This window comes from Mycobacterium sp. MFM001 (assembly GCF_003402475.1).
GTDB lineage: Bacteria > Actinomycetota > Actinomycetes > Mycobacteriales > Mycobacteriaceae > Mycobacterium.
On the sequence record NZ_BFAB01000007.1, the window covers coordinates 191,349 to 205,893 of the forward strand.

A 14,545-nucleotide genomic window follows, 5' to 3' on the forward strand; every position below is an offset into this window, starting at 1 on the left:
GGGTCAGATACCCGTGTAGGTCAGCGGATCCTCACGCACCCGCGTGCCGTCGTTCAGGCCGTTGAGCGCATCCATGTGCTCGGCGGCCAACTCGAAATCGAAGACGTCGAAGTTGGTGGCGATGCGCTCGGGCTTCCCCGACCGGAAGACCACCGCGTTGCCCAGTTGCAGATTCCAGCGCAACAACACCTGCGCGGGTGTGCGACTGTATTCCGCCGCAACGGAAGTCACCGTTGGGTTGTCCAGCAGCCTGCCGACGGCCAGCGGACTGTAGGCCTGGGTGACGACGTTGTGGCTGGCGTTGGCGCTGCGCAACTCGGCCTGGTTGAGAAGCGGGTGCAGCTCGACCTGGTTGACGGCGGGCGTGACGAAGGTGAGGTCGATGACCGTCGACAGGTGCTCCTCGGTGAAGTTGGCCACGCCGATCGAGCGAGCCAACTCCTGTGCGCGCACCTGGATCAATCCGCCGAAGCTGTTCACGTACTCGCCCAGTTGCGGCGCGGGCCAATGAATCAAGTACAGGTCGACGTATTCCAGGCCGAGCCGCTCCAAGCTTTCCTGACATGCCTCCTGCGACCTGGCGAACCCCTGGTCGGCGTTGGCGAGCTTGGTGGTGACGAACAACTCGGCCCGCGGGATCCCCGACGCGGCGATCGCGCGACCCACGGCGGCTTCGTTGCCGTAGACCGCCGCGGTGTCGATCAGCCGGCAGCCGGCCTCCAGCGCCGCCGATACCGCGCGTTCGGTCTCGTCGTCGGACAGCTCCGCGACACCGAGGCCGAGCACCGGCATCGTGTTCTCGTCATTGAGTGCAATAGAGGGGACGGTGGCGCCCGACTCGCCAGTCAACGTCATTCACCTGCCTGTGAAATTGAAGGTTCGTGGATCCGGACCAAGCCGTGTTCCGTCATCCAGCGAGGAGATCGACGCCATCTCGTCGTCGCTCAGTTCGAAATCGAACACTTCGAAGTTGCTCGCAATCCGCGCAGGGTTCACCGACTTGGGGATCACGATATTACCTAGCTGGATATGCCACCTGATCAACACCTGGGCAGGTGTCCGGCCAAGGGCGGCGGCGAGTGCGCTGATCGTCGGATGGTCCAGCAGCGAACCCTGGCCGAGCGGGCTCCACGCCTCGGTGGCGACGCCGAGACGGGAGTGGACTTCGCGCAACGCGGTCTGGGGCAGCCGCGGATGCAGCTCCACCTGGTTGACCGCGGGCACTATCCCGGTGGCGTCGATGAGCACCTGCAAGTGCTCAGGCTCGAAATTGCTGACCCCGATCGAGCGGATCCGGCCCTGATCACGCAGGCGCGCGAACGCCTTGAAGGTGTCGACGAACTTGTTCAGCTGGGGCATCGGCCAGTGGATCAGGTACAGGTCGAGATAGTCGAGGCCCAGCCGGTCCATGCTGGCGTCGAACGCGCTCAGCGTGCTGTCGTAGCCCTGATCGGCGTTCCACAACTTGGTCACCAAGTACAGTTCGTCTCTGGGCACGCCGGAATTGGCTACCGCACGGCCGGTCTCGCGTTCGTTACGGTAGGCCGCCGCAGTGTCGATATGCCGGTAACCGGCTTGCAGCGCGGCACCCACCGCCTGCTCGGTGTCCGCAGGTGGAATCTGGAAAACACCGAATCCCAGGGCGGGGATGGAATTGCCGTCGTTGAGCGTGACTAGGGGAGCAGCCATGACAAAAAGTCTGCCAGGCGTGCCCGGTCTGACCAGCCGGTTGCAGAACACCGCCGCCAATGTCGGCATGAAGGTCATTCCGTTCATCCCGACCGGCGTCAAGCGGCTGCTCGCCGGCGGCCGCTCGGTCACCATCGACGGCAACACGCTGGACCTCACGCTGCAGCTGACGCTGGCCGGGATGCGGGTGATGGGCGTCGACGGGCTGGTGACCGACGACGACCCGGCCGCCTCCCGCACCCAGATGCGCGATCTGACCGCCGCGTTTCCGGGCCCGCAGATCCACGTCGCGGTCAGCGACCTGTCGATACCCGGCCCGGCCGGCGACATCGGCGCCCGGCATTACCGGCCGGCCTGCGCGGAACCCACCCCGCTGCTGGTCTTCTACCACGGCGGCGGCTGGTGTCTCGGCGATCTGGACACCCATGACCAGCTGTGCCGGTTGGTGTGCCGCGACGCCGACATCCACGTGCTCTCGATCGACTACCGGCTGGCTCCCGAACATCCCGCGCCGGCCGCGGTCGACGACGCCTATGCGGCGTTTCGGTGGGCGCACGAGCACGCCGGCGACTTGGGCGCGATCCCCGGGCGGGTGGCCGTGGGCGGCGACAGCGCCGGCGGGAACCTCGCGGCGGTGGTGTCGCAGCTGGCGCGCGACGACGGCGGCCCCGCGCCGGTGCTGCAGTGGCTGGTCTATCCCCGAACCGACTTCACCGCGCAGACCCGGTCGCTGTCGCTGTTCGCCAGCGGGTTCCTGCTCACCAAGCACGACATCGACTGGTTCGAAGCGAACTATCTGGGCGGTTCCGGCGTCGACGCCGCAGATCCGCGGGTGTCTCCGCTGCTGGCCGAATCGCTGTCCGGGCTGCCGCCCGCGCTGATCACGGTCGCGGGCTTCGACCCGCTGCGCGACGAGGGTGAGCGGTACGCGACGGCGCTGCGGGCCGCCGGTAATGCGGTCGACCTGCGATGCCTGGGGTCGCTGACGCACGGCTTCGCGAACCTGTTCCCGCTGGGCGGCGGCAGCGCGACCGGCACCGCCGAGTTGGTCTCGGCGCTGCGGGCCCACCTGAGCAGGGTCTGAGTACGCTAGGGGCGATTGCCAGCCCCCAGCCGACAACCGGAGGTCAGCCAACCAGTGGCCAACAAACCCAAACGCCCCGGCTACGACCCGAAGCTCGCGAGTCGCCGACGCGATCGCGCATTCCAGATCGGGATCACCCTGATCGTGGTGATCTTTGCGGTCGTCGTGATCGGCTACATCGTCATCTCGCACGACAAGAAGACCGAACACGCAGGACGCGCGGTGCGGGTGACGTCGAGCAAGCTGGTCACCAAGGAAGGCACCAAAGACCCCAAGGCAGTTGTCTCGTTCTACGAAGACTTCCTCTGCCCGGCCTGCGGCAACTTCGAGCGGACGTTCGGGCCGACGGTCTCCAAGCTGATCGACTCGGGCGCGATCGCCGCCGACTACTACATGGTCGGCATCCTGAGCAGCCCGCACAACGACGACTATTCAAGTCGCGCCGGGGCCGCGGCCTACTGCGTGGCCGATGAAAACCTCGACGCGTTCCGCCGCTTCCACACCGCGTTGTTCACCAAGGACCTGCAGCCCTCCGAGACTGGTACGAAGTTCCCGGACAACGCGCAGTTGATCGAACGGGCCCGCCAGGCCGGCGTCGTCGGCAAGGTGCCCGACTGTGTCAACAGCGGCAAGTACATTCCGCTGGTCGACGGCATGGCGGCGGCCACCAATATTCACGCCACACCGACGATCCGCATCAACGGCCAGGATTACGATCCGTCGACCCCCGACGCGTTGGTCGCCAAGATCAAAGAAATCGTCGGGAACGTGCCGGGCCTCGACACGGCGGCGACGCCGGCGTCGTGACCACCGCGGTGTCCGCGCAACCGGGTGAGCCACTTGCGGATTCGCCCCCGTCGCCGGTCCGTCCGCTCAGCGCCTGGTGGGTGCTGATCGCCGGGGTGGCCGGCCTGGTCGCCTCCGCGACGCTGACGGTGGAGAAGATCGACATCCTGCTCAATCCGTCGTACGTGCCATCCTGCAACATCAACCCGGTGGTGTCGTGCGGCTCGGTGATGACGACCCCGCAGGCCTCGGTGCTGGGCTTCCCCAACTCGCTGATCGGCATCGCCGCGTTCACCGTCGTCGTGGTCACCGGCGTGCTCGCCGTCGCGAAAATTGCTCTGCCGCAGTGGTATTGGATTGGCTTGGCCGCCGGAACGCTGGCCGGGGCGGGGTTCGTCCACTGGCTGATCTTTCAGAGCCTGTATCGGATCGGGGCGTTGTGCCCGTATTGCATGGTGGTGTGGGCGGTGACCATCCCGCTGCTGGTGGTGGTCGCATCGATCGCGCTGCGGCCGGTGATCGAGGGAAACGCGGTGCTGCGCGGGCTCTACCATTGGCGGTGGTCGATTACCGCGCTGTGGTTCACCGCGGTCTTTTTGATGATCCTGGCGCGGTTCTGGGACTACTGGTCGACACTTCTCTAAAGGGTCTAAAAGGGGCGCGCGGATGATCTCCAAAGTGCTGGTTGCCAATCGCGGTGAGATCGCGATCCGCGCGTTCCGCGCCGCCTACGAGCTAGGTATCGGCACCGTCGCGGTCTACCCGTACGAAGACCGCAACTCGGTGCACCGGCTCAAGGCCGACGAGTCCTACCAGATCGGCGAGGAAGGCCACCCGGTGCGGGCCTACCTGTCGGTCGACGAGATCGTCGACACCGCCCGCCGCGCAGGCGCCGACGCGATCTACCCCGGATACGGATTCCTTTCGGAGAACCCGGAATTGGCGGCTGCGTGCGTCGCGGCGGGCATCACGTTCGTCGGTCCCAGCGCCGAGGTGCTGGAGCTGACCGGCAACAAGTCACGCGCGATCGCGACCGCCCGCGAAGCCGGCCTGCCGGTGCTGATGTCCTCGGCGCCGTCGGCGTCGGTCGACGAGTTGCTGGCTTTCTCGGAGAAGATGCGTTTCCCGTTGTTCGTCAAGGCCGTTGCCGGTGGCGGCGGTCGGGGTATGCGGCGCGTCAACGACGCTAGTGCGCTGGGCGAGGCCATCGAGGCCGCCAGCCGCGAAGCCGAGTCGGCGTTCGGGGACCCGACGGTGTATCTCGAGCAGGCGGTGGTCAACCCGCGCCACATCGAAGTGCAGATCCTGGCCGACACCCACGGCAACGTGATCCACCTCTACGAGCGGGACTGCAGCGTGCAGCGCCGCCACCAGAAGGTCATCGAACTCGCGCCCGCGCCAAACCTGGATCCAGTGTTGCGCGAACGGATTTGCGCCGACGCCGTGGCGTTCGCCCGCCACATCGGGTACAGCTGCGCCGGCACGGTGGAATTCCTGCTCGACGAGAGCGGTCAGCACGTGTTCATCGAGATGAATCCGCGCATCCAGGTCGAGCACACCGTCACCGAGGAGATCACCGACGTCGACCTGGTGTCGAGCCAGTTGCGCATCGCCGCCGGCGAGAGCCTCGACGACCTCGGGCTGCGGCAGGAGAGCATTCGGCCGCACGGTGCGGCGCTGCAGTGCCGGATCACCACCGAAGACCCGGCGAACGGGTTCCGGCCCGACACCGGCCGGATCAGCGCCTACCGCAGCCCCGGTGGGGCGGGCATCCGGCTGGACGGCGGCACCAATCTGGGTGCGGAGATCAGCGCGCACTTCGATTCGATGCTGGTGAAGCTGACCTGCCGGGGCCGTGACTTTCCGGCGGCGGTGGCCCGGGCGCGTCGCGCGATCGCCGAGTTCCGGATCCGCGGTGTTTCGACGAATATCCCGTTTCTGCAAGCGGTTCTGGACGACCCGGATTTCCGGGCCGGCCGGATCACCACGTCGTTCATCGACGAGCGCCCGCAACTGCTGACCGCGCGGTCGTCGGCCGACCGCGGCACCAAGATCCTGAACTACCTGGCCGACGTCACCGTGAACCAGCCGCACGGTTCCCGGCCGTCGGCGGTGTATCCGCACGACAAGCTGCCCGACATCGACCTGGAGGCCGCGCCACCGCCTGGGTCCAAGCAACGGCTGGTCGAGTTGGGCCCGGAGGGCTTCGCGCGCTGGATGCGGGAATCAGCGGCGGTTCTGGTCACCGAGACCACGTTCCGCGACGCGCACCAGTCGCTGCTCGCTACTCGGATTCGGACCGCCGGACTGCTGAGGGTGGCGCCGTACATCGCGCGGCTCACTCCGCAGCTGCTGTCGATGGAATGCTGGGGCGGGGCGACTTACGATGTGGCACTGCGTTTTCTGAAGGAAGACCCGTGGGAGCGGCTGGCAGCGCTGCGCGAGACGATGCCCAACATCTGCCTGCAGATGCTGTTGCGGGGCCGCAACACCGTCGGCTACACGCCGTATCCGGAGATCGTGACGTCGGCGTTCGTCGAAGAGGCCACGGCAACCGGGATCGACATCTTCCGGATCTTCGATGCGCTCAACAATGTCGAGTCGATGCGGCCGGCGATCGACGCAGTGCGTGAAACAGGTTCTGCCATAGCCGAAGTCGCGATGTGCTACACCGGCGACCTGTCCGACCCGGACGAGAACATCTACACGCTGGACTACTACCTCAAGCTTGCCGAGCAGATCGTCGACGCCGGTGCGCACGTGCTGGGCATCAAGGACATGGCCGGCCTGCTGCGGGCCGGCGCCGCCCAGCGGTTGATTCCTGCATTGCGCAGCCGGTTCGATTTGCCGATCCATGTGCACACCCACGACACCCCGGGCGGGCAGCTGGGCACCTATGTGGCGGCGTGGCATGCCGGGGCCGACGCGGTCGACGGGGCCGCGGCGCCCTTGGCGGGAACCACCAGCCAGCCCGCGCTGAGCTCGATCGTCGCGGCGGCCGCACACACCGACTACGACACCGGCCTGTCGCTGTCGGCGGTATGCGATCTGGAGCCGTACTGGGAGGCGCTGCGAAAGGTGTACGCGCCCTTTGAGTCTGGGTTGCCGGCGCCGACCGGCCGGGTGTATGACCACGAGATCCCGGGCGGCCAGCTGTCGAATCTGCGCCAGCAGGCGATCGCGCTGGGCCTGGGTGACCGCTTCGAGGAGATCGAGGTGAACTACGCGGCCGCCGACCGACTGCTGGGCCGGCTGGTCAAGGTGACCCCGACGTCGAAGGTCGTCGGCGACTTGGCGCTGGCGTTGGTCGGCGCGGGGATCACCGCTGACGAATTCGCCTCGGATCCATCGAAATTCGACATTCCCGAATCGGTGCTGGGATTCCTGCGCGGGGAGCTGGGCGATCCGCCCGGCGGCTGGCCCGAGCCGCTGCGCACCAACGCGCTGGCCGGTCGTGCGCCGGCCAAACCGGCTCCCGAGCTGAGCCCGGAAGACGAGGCGACGTTGGCGCTGGCCGGCCCCAAGCGGCAAGCCACGCTCAACCGGCTGCTGTTTCCCGGTCCGACAAAGGAATTCGAGGCCCATCGCGAAGCCTACGGCGACACGTCGCAGCTGTCAGCCAACCAGTTCTTCTACGGCCTGCGCCAAGGCGAAGAGCACCGGGTGCAACTGGAGCCCGGGGTGGAGTTGCTGATCGGGCTGGAGGCCATCTCCGAACCCGACGAACGCGGCATGCGCACGGTGATGTGCATCATCAACGGCCAGCTGCGACCGGTGGAGGTGCGAGACCGCAGCATTGCCAGCAGCATTCCCGCCGCCGAAAAGGCCGACCGCACCAACCCCGGCCACATCGCCGCGCCGTTCGCCGGCGTCGTCACCATCGGTGTGTCCGAAGGGGATCGGGTCAGTGCCGGGCAGACGATCGCGACCATCGAGGCCATGAAGATGGAGGCCCCGATCACCGCGCCGGTTGATGCCACCGTCGAACGGGTGGCGGTCTCCACCACTGCCCAGGTCGAGGGCGGGGATCTGCTGGTGGTGCTGCGCTGACCCGCATCATCGCCGGTGTCGCGGGGGGGCGACGAATCGCGGTGCCGCAGCGGGGGACCCGGCCGACCACCGATCGGGTGCGCGAAGCGCTGTTCAACGTGTTGAGTGCGCGACTGGATTTCGGCGGTGTCTCGGTGCTGGATCTTTACGCGGGCTCGGGGGCGCTGGGTCTGGAGGCGTTGTCGCGGGGAGCCGCGTCGGTGTTGTTCGTCGAGTCCGATCGGCGGGCCGCGGCGGTGATCGAACGCAATATCTCGACGCTGGGCCTGGCCGGGGCGACGCTTCGCCGCGGGAGCGTTTCGGCGGTGTTGGCCGGCGGCGCTGCAGCCCCGGTCGACCTGGTGCTGGCCGATCCGCCCTACGACGTCGACGCCGCGGAGATACAGGCGGTGCTGGGCGCATTGAACGCGCACGGCTGGGCAGCTTCCGGGACCCTTGCGGTTTTCGAGCGTGCTGTTGCGAGTGCGCCGCTGGTGTGGCCGGACGGCTGGGTGACGTTGCCGTCACGCCGCTACGGCGACACCCGGCTGGAGCTGGCCGAACGGTCCTCGGCGACCGTGTAGCGTCGTGAGCCATGAGTGGCGCGGTATGCCCTGGGTCATTCGATCCGGTGACGCTGGGACACGTCGACATCCTGGAGCGGGCGGCTGCGCAGTTCGACGAAGTGGTGGCCGCCGTGCTGGTCAACCCGAACAAGAAGGGCATGTTCAGCGTCGAGGAACGCATCGCGATGATCGAGGAGTCCACCGCGCACCTGCCCAACCTGCGCGTCGAGTCCGGCTCCGGTTTGGTGGTCGACTTCGTCCGGTCCCGCGGGCTGACCGCCATTGTCAAGGGTCTGCGCACCGGCACCGACTTCGAATACGAGTTGCAGATGGCGCAGATGAACAAGCACATCGCCGGTGTGGACACGTTTTTCGTGGCGACCACGCCGCGGTATTCGTTCGTGTCGTCGTCACTGGCCAAGGAGGTCGCCTCGATGGGCGGCGACGTCTCCGAGCTGCTACCCGAGCCGGTGAACCGCCGCCTGGCCGAAAAGCTTTCGCACGGCGCGTAATTCGCTACGGGTCGTCGTCTTCGTCGTCTGGCCTGAGCAGCTTTTCGGGGTGGTGGTATCGGTTGGTGCGGGGTTGGCCGTGGTCGAGGTGTGGGGGTGGGATCCATTCGGTGTCGCCCTTGGAGTTTTTGCGGGTGGTCCAGCCTTCTTCGGCCAGCGGGTGATGCCCGCCGCAGCCCAGGGTGAGGTCGTTGACGTCGGTGGTGCGGCATTGGGCGTAGGGGGTGCAGTGGTGGGCTTCGCAGTGATAGCCGCCTAGCGGGCAGTTGGGGAAGGTGCAGCCGTGATCCTTGGCGTACAACACAATCCGCTGAGCAGGCGACGCTAAGCGTTTCGCGTGGTAAAGCGCCAAGGCTTTGCCCTGGTCGAAAATCGCGAGGTAGTGGTGCGCGTGCGAGCCCAGCCGGATCACATCGCTCATCGGTAGCAGGGATCCGCCGCCGGTGAGCCCGTGGCCGGTGCCGGCTTCAAGATCGCCCAGGTTGGCGGTCACGATGATGGTGGCCGGTAGCCCGTTGTGTTGACCCAGCTCTCCGGAGGCCAGCAGTCCCCGCAGCCCAGCCAGCAGGGCGTCGTGGTTGCGCTGCCCGGTGCTGCGCGAGTCACGCTGGGCGGTCTGCTCACAGGGTGTCCGGTCCAGCACTGGCGCCGGGTCGTCGGGGTTGCACATGCCCGGGGCGGCCAGCTTGGCCCACACCGCCTCAATGGTGGCGCGCAGCTCCGGGGTGATCCAGCCGCTGAGTTGTGACATCTGATCGGGGCCTTGCTTGCCAAGGGTCAGCCCGCGCCGGCGGGCTCGGTCGTCGTCGGTGAAATCACCGTCGGGGTTCAGACAATCGGTGAGCCGGGCGGCTAGCTTGGCCAAATCGTCGGGGCGATGCTGGGCGGCGAGCCCGGCCAGATGGGCCTCGGCGTGCTCGCGGGTCTCGACGTCAACAAAGCCGGGCAGCCGGTGCATGAAGCTGCGGATCACCGCCACGTGACCGGCACCGATCTGTCCGGCGCGCTGGGCGGCGGCGGTGGCGGGCAACACCGGCTCGAGCGGTTCACCGGTCAGCGCCCGGCGCGCGCACAGGTCTTCGGCGTCGTGGATGCGCCGGGAGGCCTCGGCGGGGGTGATGCGTAGCCGTTCGGCCAGCGCAAAGCGCAGCGTGCCGCCCAGCTCGGTCTCGCTGGCCTGCGTAGCGAGCTGGGTGATCAGCGGATGTTCGACCGCGGGCAGCCGGCGGCGCACCGTCTCGCAGCGTTCCAGCAGTGCGAGCCGCTCCGGCGTGGTCAGCACGTCGAAGTCCAGATCCAGGGCGCGCTTCAGGTCAGCCTCGAGCGAGTCGAAGACCGCGACGATCTCCTCACGGCTACTCGAACGCATGTTCGAATACTATCACGCCGGGCGGACAGTCGCCAGCAGAATCCAGAGGCAAAACCAAAGTGACACAAGTGGTTACAGTGATTTAGGGGGACGACTGGCTCAGTACCTGTTGACCTTCGGCAAATCGGTCGAGAACTGGGGCCAGACGCCAACAACGCGGCGGGCCCAAGGAATTAGTGCAGGTCGTGTCATTTTGTCGGCTTTATAGTCGCTATGTGCGATCGTTGCGGGTCCATCCTGCCGGGCTTGGCGCGCTGGCTGACCACTGTGAAGCCTTGGCTGAACGATTGACCAGTGTTACCCCGCCCGCCTCGGGAGGGGCAGGCGGGACCATTGCGGCTGCCGTTAATGCGGTGCATACCGATATCGACACTGCCAGTGCTGCGCTCGTTGCCCGAATGCAGATGACGGCGGCCAAACTGAGCGCCGCCAGCGCCGCATACGCCGGACAGGACGCCGGGTCAGCGAGTGACCTCGATCGTGCGGCTGAATTTCTGCCTGCTGTGGGGAAGTAAGTGGGTGCGGAGGAGCTGCCCCTAAGCCTGTCGCAGATCGAAAATGTGACTGCGGACATAAGAACTCTCCATGCCGCGGCGGATTTTTGGAACAGTACGGCTTCGAAATGGGAGGAAGCCTTCAGCGCAGTCCATCAGCAGATCCAACGTCCGGGCGGGACATATTGGGAGGGCACCGCGGCCGATGCGGCGTTGAATAACCGGGCTGCTCCCGATCTGGTCAAAGTCCAAGGCTTAGCAACTCAGTTGCGCAACGCGGCCACGATCGCTCGCACGGGCACCGGCGACCTCTATGACGCCCAGCAGCGGGCTCTCACCGAGATCGATAAAGCGCGCGCCGCGGGGTTCAATGTCAGCGAGGATCTCACCGTCACGAGCCGCCAAACCGGCGGAGATGCGTTTGACGCAACACTTCGTCAGGCGCATGCCCAGGCCTGGGAGAGCAACATCCGGACCCTGGCAGGCAGGGTGGGCACAGTTCAACAGGGCATCGCCGACAAGTTGCCATCTGCAACGGCAGGCGTTAGAGGTGTCAGCTTCACTGAGTCACCTATATTTGCCGGCGGGCCAGTACCGCAGGAGCCGCCGCCCCCGCCGGTGCCGATGCCTCCCTACCAACCGAAAGTGTGGGCCGCCTGCCGGGCGCGCGGCCAGGATCCAGGCAAGGTTGTCAGGACGTTCTACCACGCGCCGATCAGCGCGGGGTTTCGATCGATGCCGCTCGGTGATTCCGTTTTGTACTGCGGCAACGACAAGTACGGAATGTTGCACATCCAAAAGGAGCACGGAGCGCAATGGCAACAGATTGCTGACTCAGGATTTCCGGGCGGGGGCAACTGGCGATACCTTGCCGATTACTCGATAGGCGCGGCGCTGGCCTACCCCGAGCGGGTGGAGTACAACCAAAATAACGACACGTTTGCCCTATACAGGAAGATCTCCAGGGCAGATGGCAGTTACGCATTCACGGTGCGCGTTGTTATTTCGGCAAGCGACGGGAAAATCATCACGGCCTTCCCGACGACGAAGGGATGAGCAGGTTTGACTGAGGACAGTGTGACGGTGCCCCCGCGAACCTACACCGGCCGGCGGGACGTCATCGCCGAGAAGCTGGAGCCGTATTTTCAGATCAGCTCTATGGTTCCGAAGAACACGAGGCCCACTTCGGAAGCCGCCGAGGAGTTCTGGGACAACTCGCTGTGGTGTAGCTGGGGTGATCGAGAAACCGGATACACCCGGACCGTGACTGTGTCGATCTGTCAAGTGCGCGACGGCCAAGAGCGTGCCAACGACACCCGAGAAATGATGAGCGAGGAGTGTTCGCCTGACTTGGATCTTGGGGGCCCGAACCCGGAGGCCTACGAGATAACTGGTCTATCGTCCGGCGAGTATGTGTTTGTGCTCGACTACCTAGGGACTTTGAGGGCCATCGTTGGTAACTGTTACATCGAGATCATGTCGACTGGGACGGGTATTGATCTGAGCGAATTAGCCGATGTGGCACTGGATATCGGCCGAACGGTCGGTTGCTCTGCCTACGAAAATGACTTCACGCTGCCGGACATCCCGGACGAATGGCGTAATCAGCCGGTCGGGTGGCACACCGAAGGTTTTCCCCCATACATACCCGGGGTGTCGGACCCAAAAGATCCTCAGACGTGATACGCCGCGCGCGACTTGGACTTGGTCTCATGCTGGCCATTCCTCATGAGCCAGCGGTCCTTCGTTCAACTGATCGCGCCGGGTGCGTCAGTCGGGAAGGTAGTCGTTCATCAGCTTGGTGAACCGTTGGCCTTGATTGCGCTCGATGTAGTGCGTCATCTCGTGAACGGCGATGTACCCCAAGCACTCCGGATATCTTTGGCAAGCTCCAGATTTGAATCACTCTGGTATCAGATGACTGCCGCCACCCTCAGCTGTGTTCGCGGTGCCCGTCATGCTCGCTGGGTGAGTCGCCCATCATCCGCAGCATCGGCACGCCACCGGTCGCCACGAACCTGGCGACCAATCCCACAGCCACAACCAGGAACACGATGTTCAGCCACGTCGTGTAGTTCCACGACACACCAGCATGCATCACCGTCGCGACGCGCTGGCGAGGAATGAGATGCATTGTGCCGAAAAGCAATTCGACCACGTATCCGGCCGCCACCATCGCGGCATAGAAGGTGCCTAGCAGCGTCAGCGTCATCCGAAAGCCGTAGTAGCGCCGGTAGATGTTCAGAATCGGCAGGATCAGCAGGTCGGCGAAGATGAACGCGATGACGCCGCCGAAGCTGATGCCCCCGTTCCACAGCACCGCCGCCAGCGGCACATTGCCGATCGAGCAGACGAACGACGCGATCGCCACCAGCGGTCCGACGATCGGCCCCCATAGCGCGGAAAGCGTCGGATCGTCAGCGAAAAAGAAGCTCTGCCAAAATGTTTCGGGCACCCAGGCCGCGATGGCGCCGGCGACCAACAGCCCGATCACCAGATCACGCAGGATCGCCGCCCATTCCATGACGAACACATGCGAGACAGCAGTAAAACCCTGTGGCGACAACAGCCGTCGCCAAAACGAGCCTTCGCCCTGCACCGACATGTCCATGGCCGCATGGCCTTCCATCGAACCGGCGATACTGCGTTCGGCCTGGCGGCGGGCGGCGTCGACAACCCGCGACCGGACGAAAACGCGGAACAGCAGGGCCAGCACCACGATCATCACGGGTCCGCCGACGAACTCCGCCGCCGTGAACTGCCAGCCCATCAGCAGCGCCAGGATGATGCCCAGTTCCACCACCAGATTCGTCGAGGCGATTTCGAAGGCCATCGCGGCGGTGAAATTGGCGCCCTTGCGGAACAGCGATCGGGCCAGCGCCACCGCGGCGTAGGAGCACGACGACGACGCGGCGCCGAGTCCCGCCGCTACCGCCAGGGTGCGAAAACGATCGTCACCTAATAGGCCGGCGATCGTCGAGCGTCGCACCAGGGACTGCACCACCGCCGACAGCGCGAAACCCAGGACCAGTGCCCACAGAATTTCCCACGTCATCGAGCCCGCCAGGCCCAGTGCGCGAAGTACGGCGTCCACCCGTCTCATTGTGGGGCGCGCTGGCGCACGTCGGTGCAGGCCGACATAATGACGCCAAGTGTGCAGGTGAGCGGCACAGCTCAGGCCCGTCAATATTCGACACACCGGGCCCGGCAACACTGTCACAGACGCAACACCAGGCACACTGGTAACAACAACGATGCCGGGAGGGTGTTGCGGTGTACCGAGTTTTCGAAGCGCTCGACGAGTTGGGCGCCATTGTCGAAGAAGCCCGTGGCGTGCCGATGACGGCGGGCTGTGTGGTGCCGCGCGGCGACGTGCTGGAGCTGATCGACGACATCAAGGACGCGATCCCCGGCGAACTCGACGACGCCCAGGATGTTCTCGACGCCCGCGACTCGCTGCTGCACGACGCCAAGACCCACGCCGACTCCATGGTGTCCTCGGCGACCACCGAGTCGGAGTCGATGCTCAACCACGCCCGCTCGGAAGCGGACCGGATCCTGTCCGACGCCAAGGCTCAGGCCGACCGGATGGTCGCCGAGGCTCGTCAGCACACCGAGCGGATGGTTTCCGACGCGCGCGACGAGGCGGTGCGCATTGCGGCCGCGGCCAAGCGTGAGTACGAGGCCACCACTGGTCGCGCCAAGGCGGAATGCGACCGGCTGGTGGAAGAGGGCAACGTCTCCTACGAGAAAGCCGTCCAAGAGGGCATCAAGGAACAGCAGCGTCTGGTGTCGCAGACCGAGGTGGTGGCGTCGGCAAACGCGGAGGCCACCCGGCTCATCGACGCGGCGCACGCCGAAGCCGATCGGCTGCGCGGCGAATGCGACATCTACGTCGACTCCAAGCTGGCCGAATTCGAGGAGTTCCTCAACGGCACGCTGCGGTCGGTCAACCGTGGCCGCCACCAGCTGCGGACCGCGGCCGGCATGCACGACTACGCGCAGCGGTAACGTTC

The 14,545-nt window shown here is 65.8% G+C and carries 14 protein-coding genes; 9 read left to right on the forward strand and 5 right to left on the reverse strand.

All coding sequences use genetic code 11. The annotated features are described in order from the left end of the window. Nucleotides 1–3: 3 nt before the first annotated feature. Nucleotides 4–849 (reverse strand): aldo/keto reductase, encoded by an 846-nt coding sequence (locus MFM001_RS14360; protein WP_116376104.1) that lies wholly within the window; start codon nucleotides 847–849, stop codon nucleotides 4–6. Between the two features lie 6 nt (nucleotides 850–855). After that, the gene (locus tag MFM001_RS14365) at nucleotides 856–1,689 is read right to left on the reverse strand and encodes an aldo/keto reductase (protein ID WP_192886953.1); all 834 of its coding nucleotides are present in this window, start codon (nucleotides 1,687–1,689) and stop codon (nucleotides 856–858) included. Between MFM001_RS14365 and MFM001_RS14370 the strand changes: the two genes are divergently transcribed. The 6 genes from MFM001_RS14370 to coaD are packed head-to-tail and all read left to right on the forward strand — an operon-like array spanning nucleotide 1,688 to nucleotide 8,666. Then, on the forward strand, nucleotides 1,688–2,773 hold the full coding sequence (locus MFM001_RS14370; protein ID WP_116375934.1) for an alpha/beta hydrolase: 1,086 nt from the start codon (nucleotides 1,688–1,690) through the stop codon (nucleotides 2,771–2,773). The two genes, MFM001_RS14365 and MFM001_RS14370, sit on opposite strands and share 2 nt — an antisense overlap. Before the next feature lie 54 nt (nucleotides 2,774–2,827). Then, nucleotides 2,828–3,580 carry a DsbA family protein gene (locus MFM001_RS14375; RefSeq protein ID WP_116375935.1) on the forward strand — a complete coding sequence of 251 codons (753 nt, stop codon included), beginning with the start codon at nucleotides 2,828–2,830 and terminating at the stop codon, nucleotides 3,578–3,580. Next, entirely contained in the window at nucleotides 3,577–4,203 is a 627-nt protein-coding gene (locus tag MFM001_RS14380) for a vitamin K epoxide reductase family protein (protein ID WP_116375936.1), read from the forward strand. Before MFM001_RS14375 ends, MFM001_RS14380 begins: the two co-directional genes overlap by 4 nt. Nucleotides 4,204–4,225: 22 nt before the next feature. Further along, nucleotides 4,226–7,609 carry a pyruvate carboxylase gene (locus tag MFM001_RS14385; protein WP_116375937.1) on the forward strand — a complete coding sequence of 1,128 codons (3,384 nt, stop codon included), beginning with the start codon at nucleotides 4,226–4,228 and terminating at the stop codon, nucleotides 7,607–7,609. Next, the gene (gene rsmD, locus MFM001_RS14390) at nucleotides 7,606–8,172 is read left to right on the forward strand and encodes a 16S rRNA (guanine(966)-N(2))-methyltransferase RsmD (protein ID WP_116375938.1); all 567 of its coding nucleotides are present in this window, start codon (nucleotides 7,606–7,608) and stop codon (nucleotides 8,170–8,172) included. The genes MFM001_RS14385 and rsmD overlap by 4 nt, the downstream gene beginning before the upstream one ends. A gap of 11 nt (nucleotides 8,173–8,183) precedes the next feature. Further along, nucleotides 8,184–8,666 carry a pantetheine-phosphate adenylyltransferase gene (gene coaD / locus MFM001_RS14395; RefSeq protein WP_116375939.1) on the forward strand — a complete coding sequence of 161 codons (483 nt, stop codon included), beginning with the start codon at nucleotides 8,184–8,186 and terminating at the stop codon, nucleotides 8,664–8,666. 4 nt (nucleotides 8,667–8,670) lie between these two features. Here the strand turns inward: coaD and MFM001_RS14400 are convergent, their stop codons facing one another. Continuing rightward, entirely contained in the window at nucleotides 8,671–10,035 is a 1,365-nt protein-coding gene (locus tag MFM001_RS14400; protein ID WP_116375940.1) for a 13E12 repeat family protein, read from the reverse strand. A gap of 515 nt (nucleotides 10,036–10,550) precedes the next feature. On the opposite strand from MFM001_RS14400, the gene MFM001_RS25210 reads away from it, so the two are divergent. Together MFM001_RS25210 and MFM001_RS14415 are read left to right on the forward strand one after the other, a co-directional pair. Continuing rightward, nucleotides 10,551–11,585 (forward strand): hypothetical protein, encoded by a 1,035-nt coding sequence (locus MFM001_RS25210; protein ID WP_371685542.1) that lies wholly within the window; start codon nucleotides 10,551–10,553, stop codon nucleotides 11,583–11,585. 102 nt (nucleotides 11,586–11,687) lie between these two features. Next, the gene (locus tag MFM001_RS14415) at nucleotides 11,688–12,212 is read left to right on the forward strand and encodes a hypothetical protein (protein ID WP_116376106.1); all 525 of its coding nucleotides are present in this window, start codon (nucleotides 11,688–11,690) and stop codon (nucleotides 12,210–12,212) included. Nucleotides 12,213–12,299: 87 nt separating this feature from the next. Here the strand turns inward: MFM001_RS14415 and MFM001_RS14420 are convergent, their stop codons facing one another. Both MFM001_RS14420 and MFM001_RS14425 read right to left on the reverse strand, forming a co-directional pair. Continuing rightward, nucleotides 12,300–12,395: a YgjP-like metallopeptidase domain-containing protein gene (locus MFM001_RS14420; RefSeq protein ID WP_116375942.1), complete on the reverse strand. Its 96-nt coding sequence runs from the start codon at nucleotides 12,393–12,395 to the stop codon at nucleotides 12,300–12,302. A gap of 67 nt (nucleotides 12,396–12,462) precedes the next feature. Further along, on the reverse strand, nucleotides 12,463–13,623 hold the full coding sequence (locus MFM001_RS14425; RefSeq protein WP_255422355.1) for a permease: 1,161 nt from the start codon (nucleotides 13,621–13,623) through the stop codon (nucleotides 12,463–12,465). A 179-nt stretch (nucleotides 13,624–13,802) separates the two neighbouring features. Between MFM001_RS14425 and sepIVA the strand changes: the two genes are divergently transcribed. Next, entirely contained in the window at nucleotides 13,803–14,540 is a 738-nt protein-coding gene (sepIVA, locus tag MFM001_RS14430; protein WP_116375944.1) for a cell division protein SepIVA, read from the forward strand. Nucleotides 14,541–14,545 lie beyond the last annotated feature (5 nt).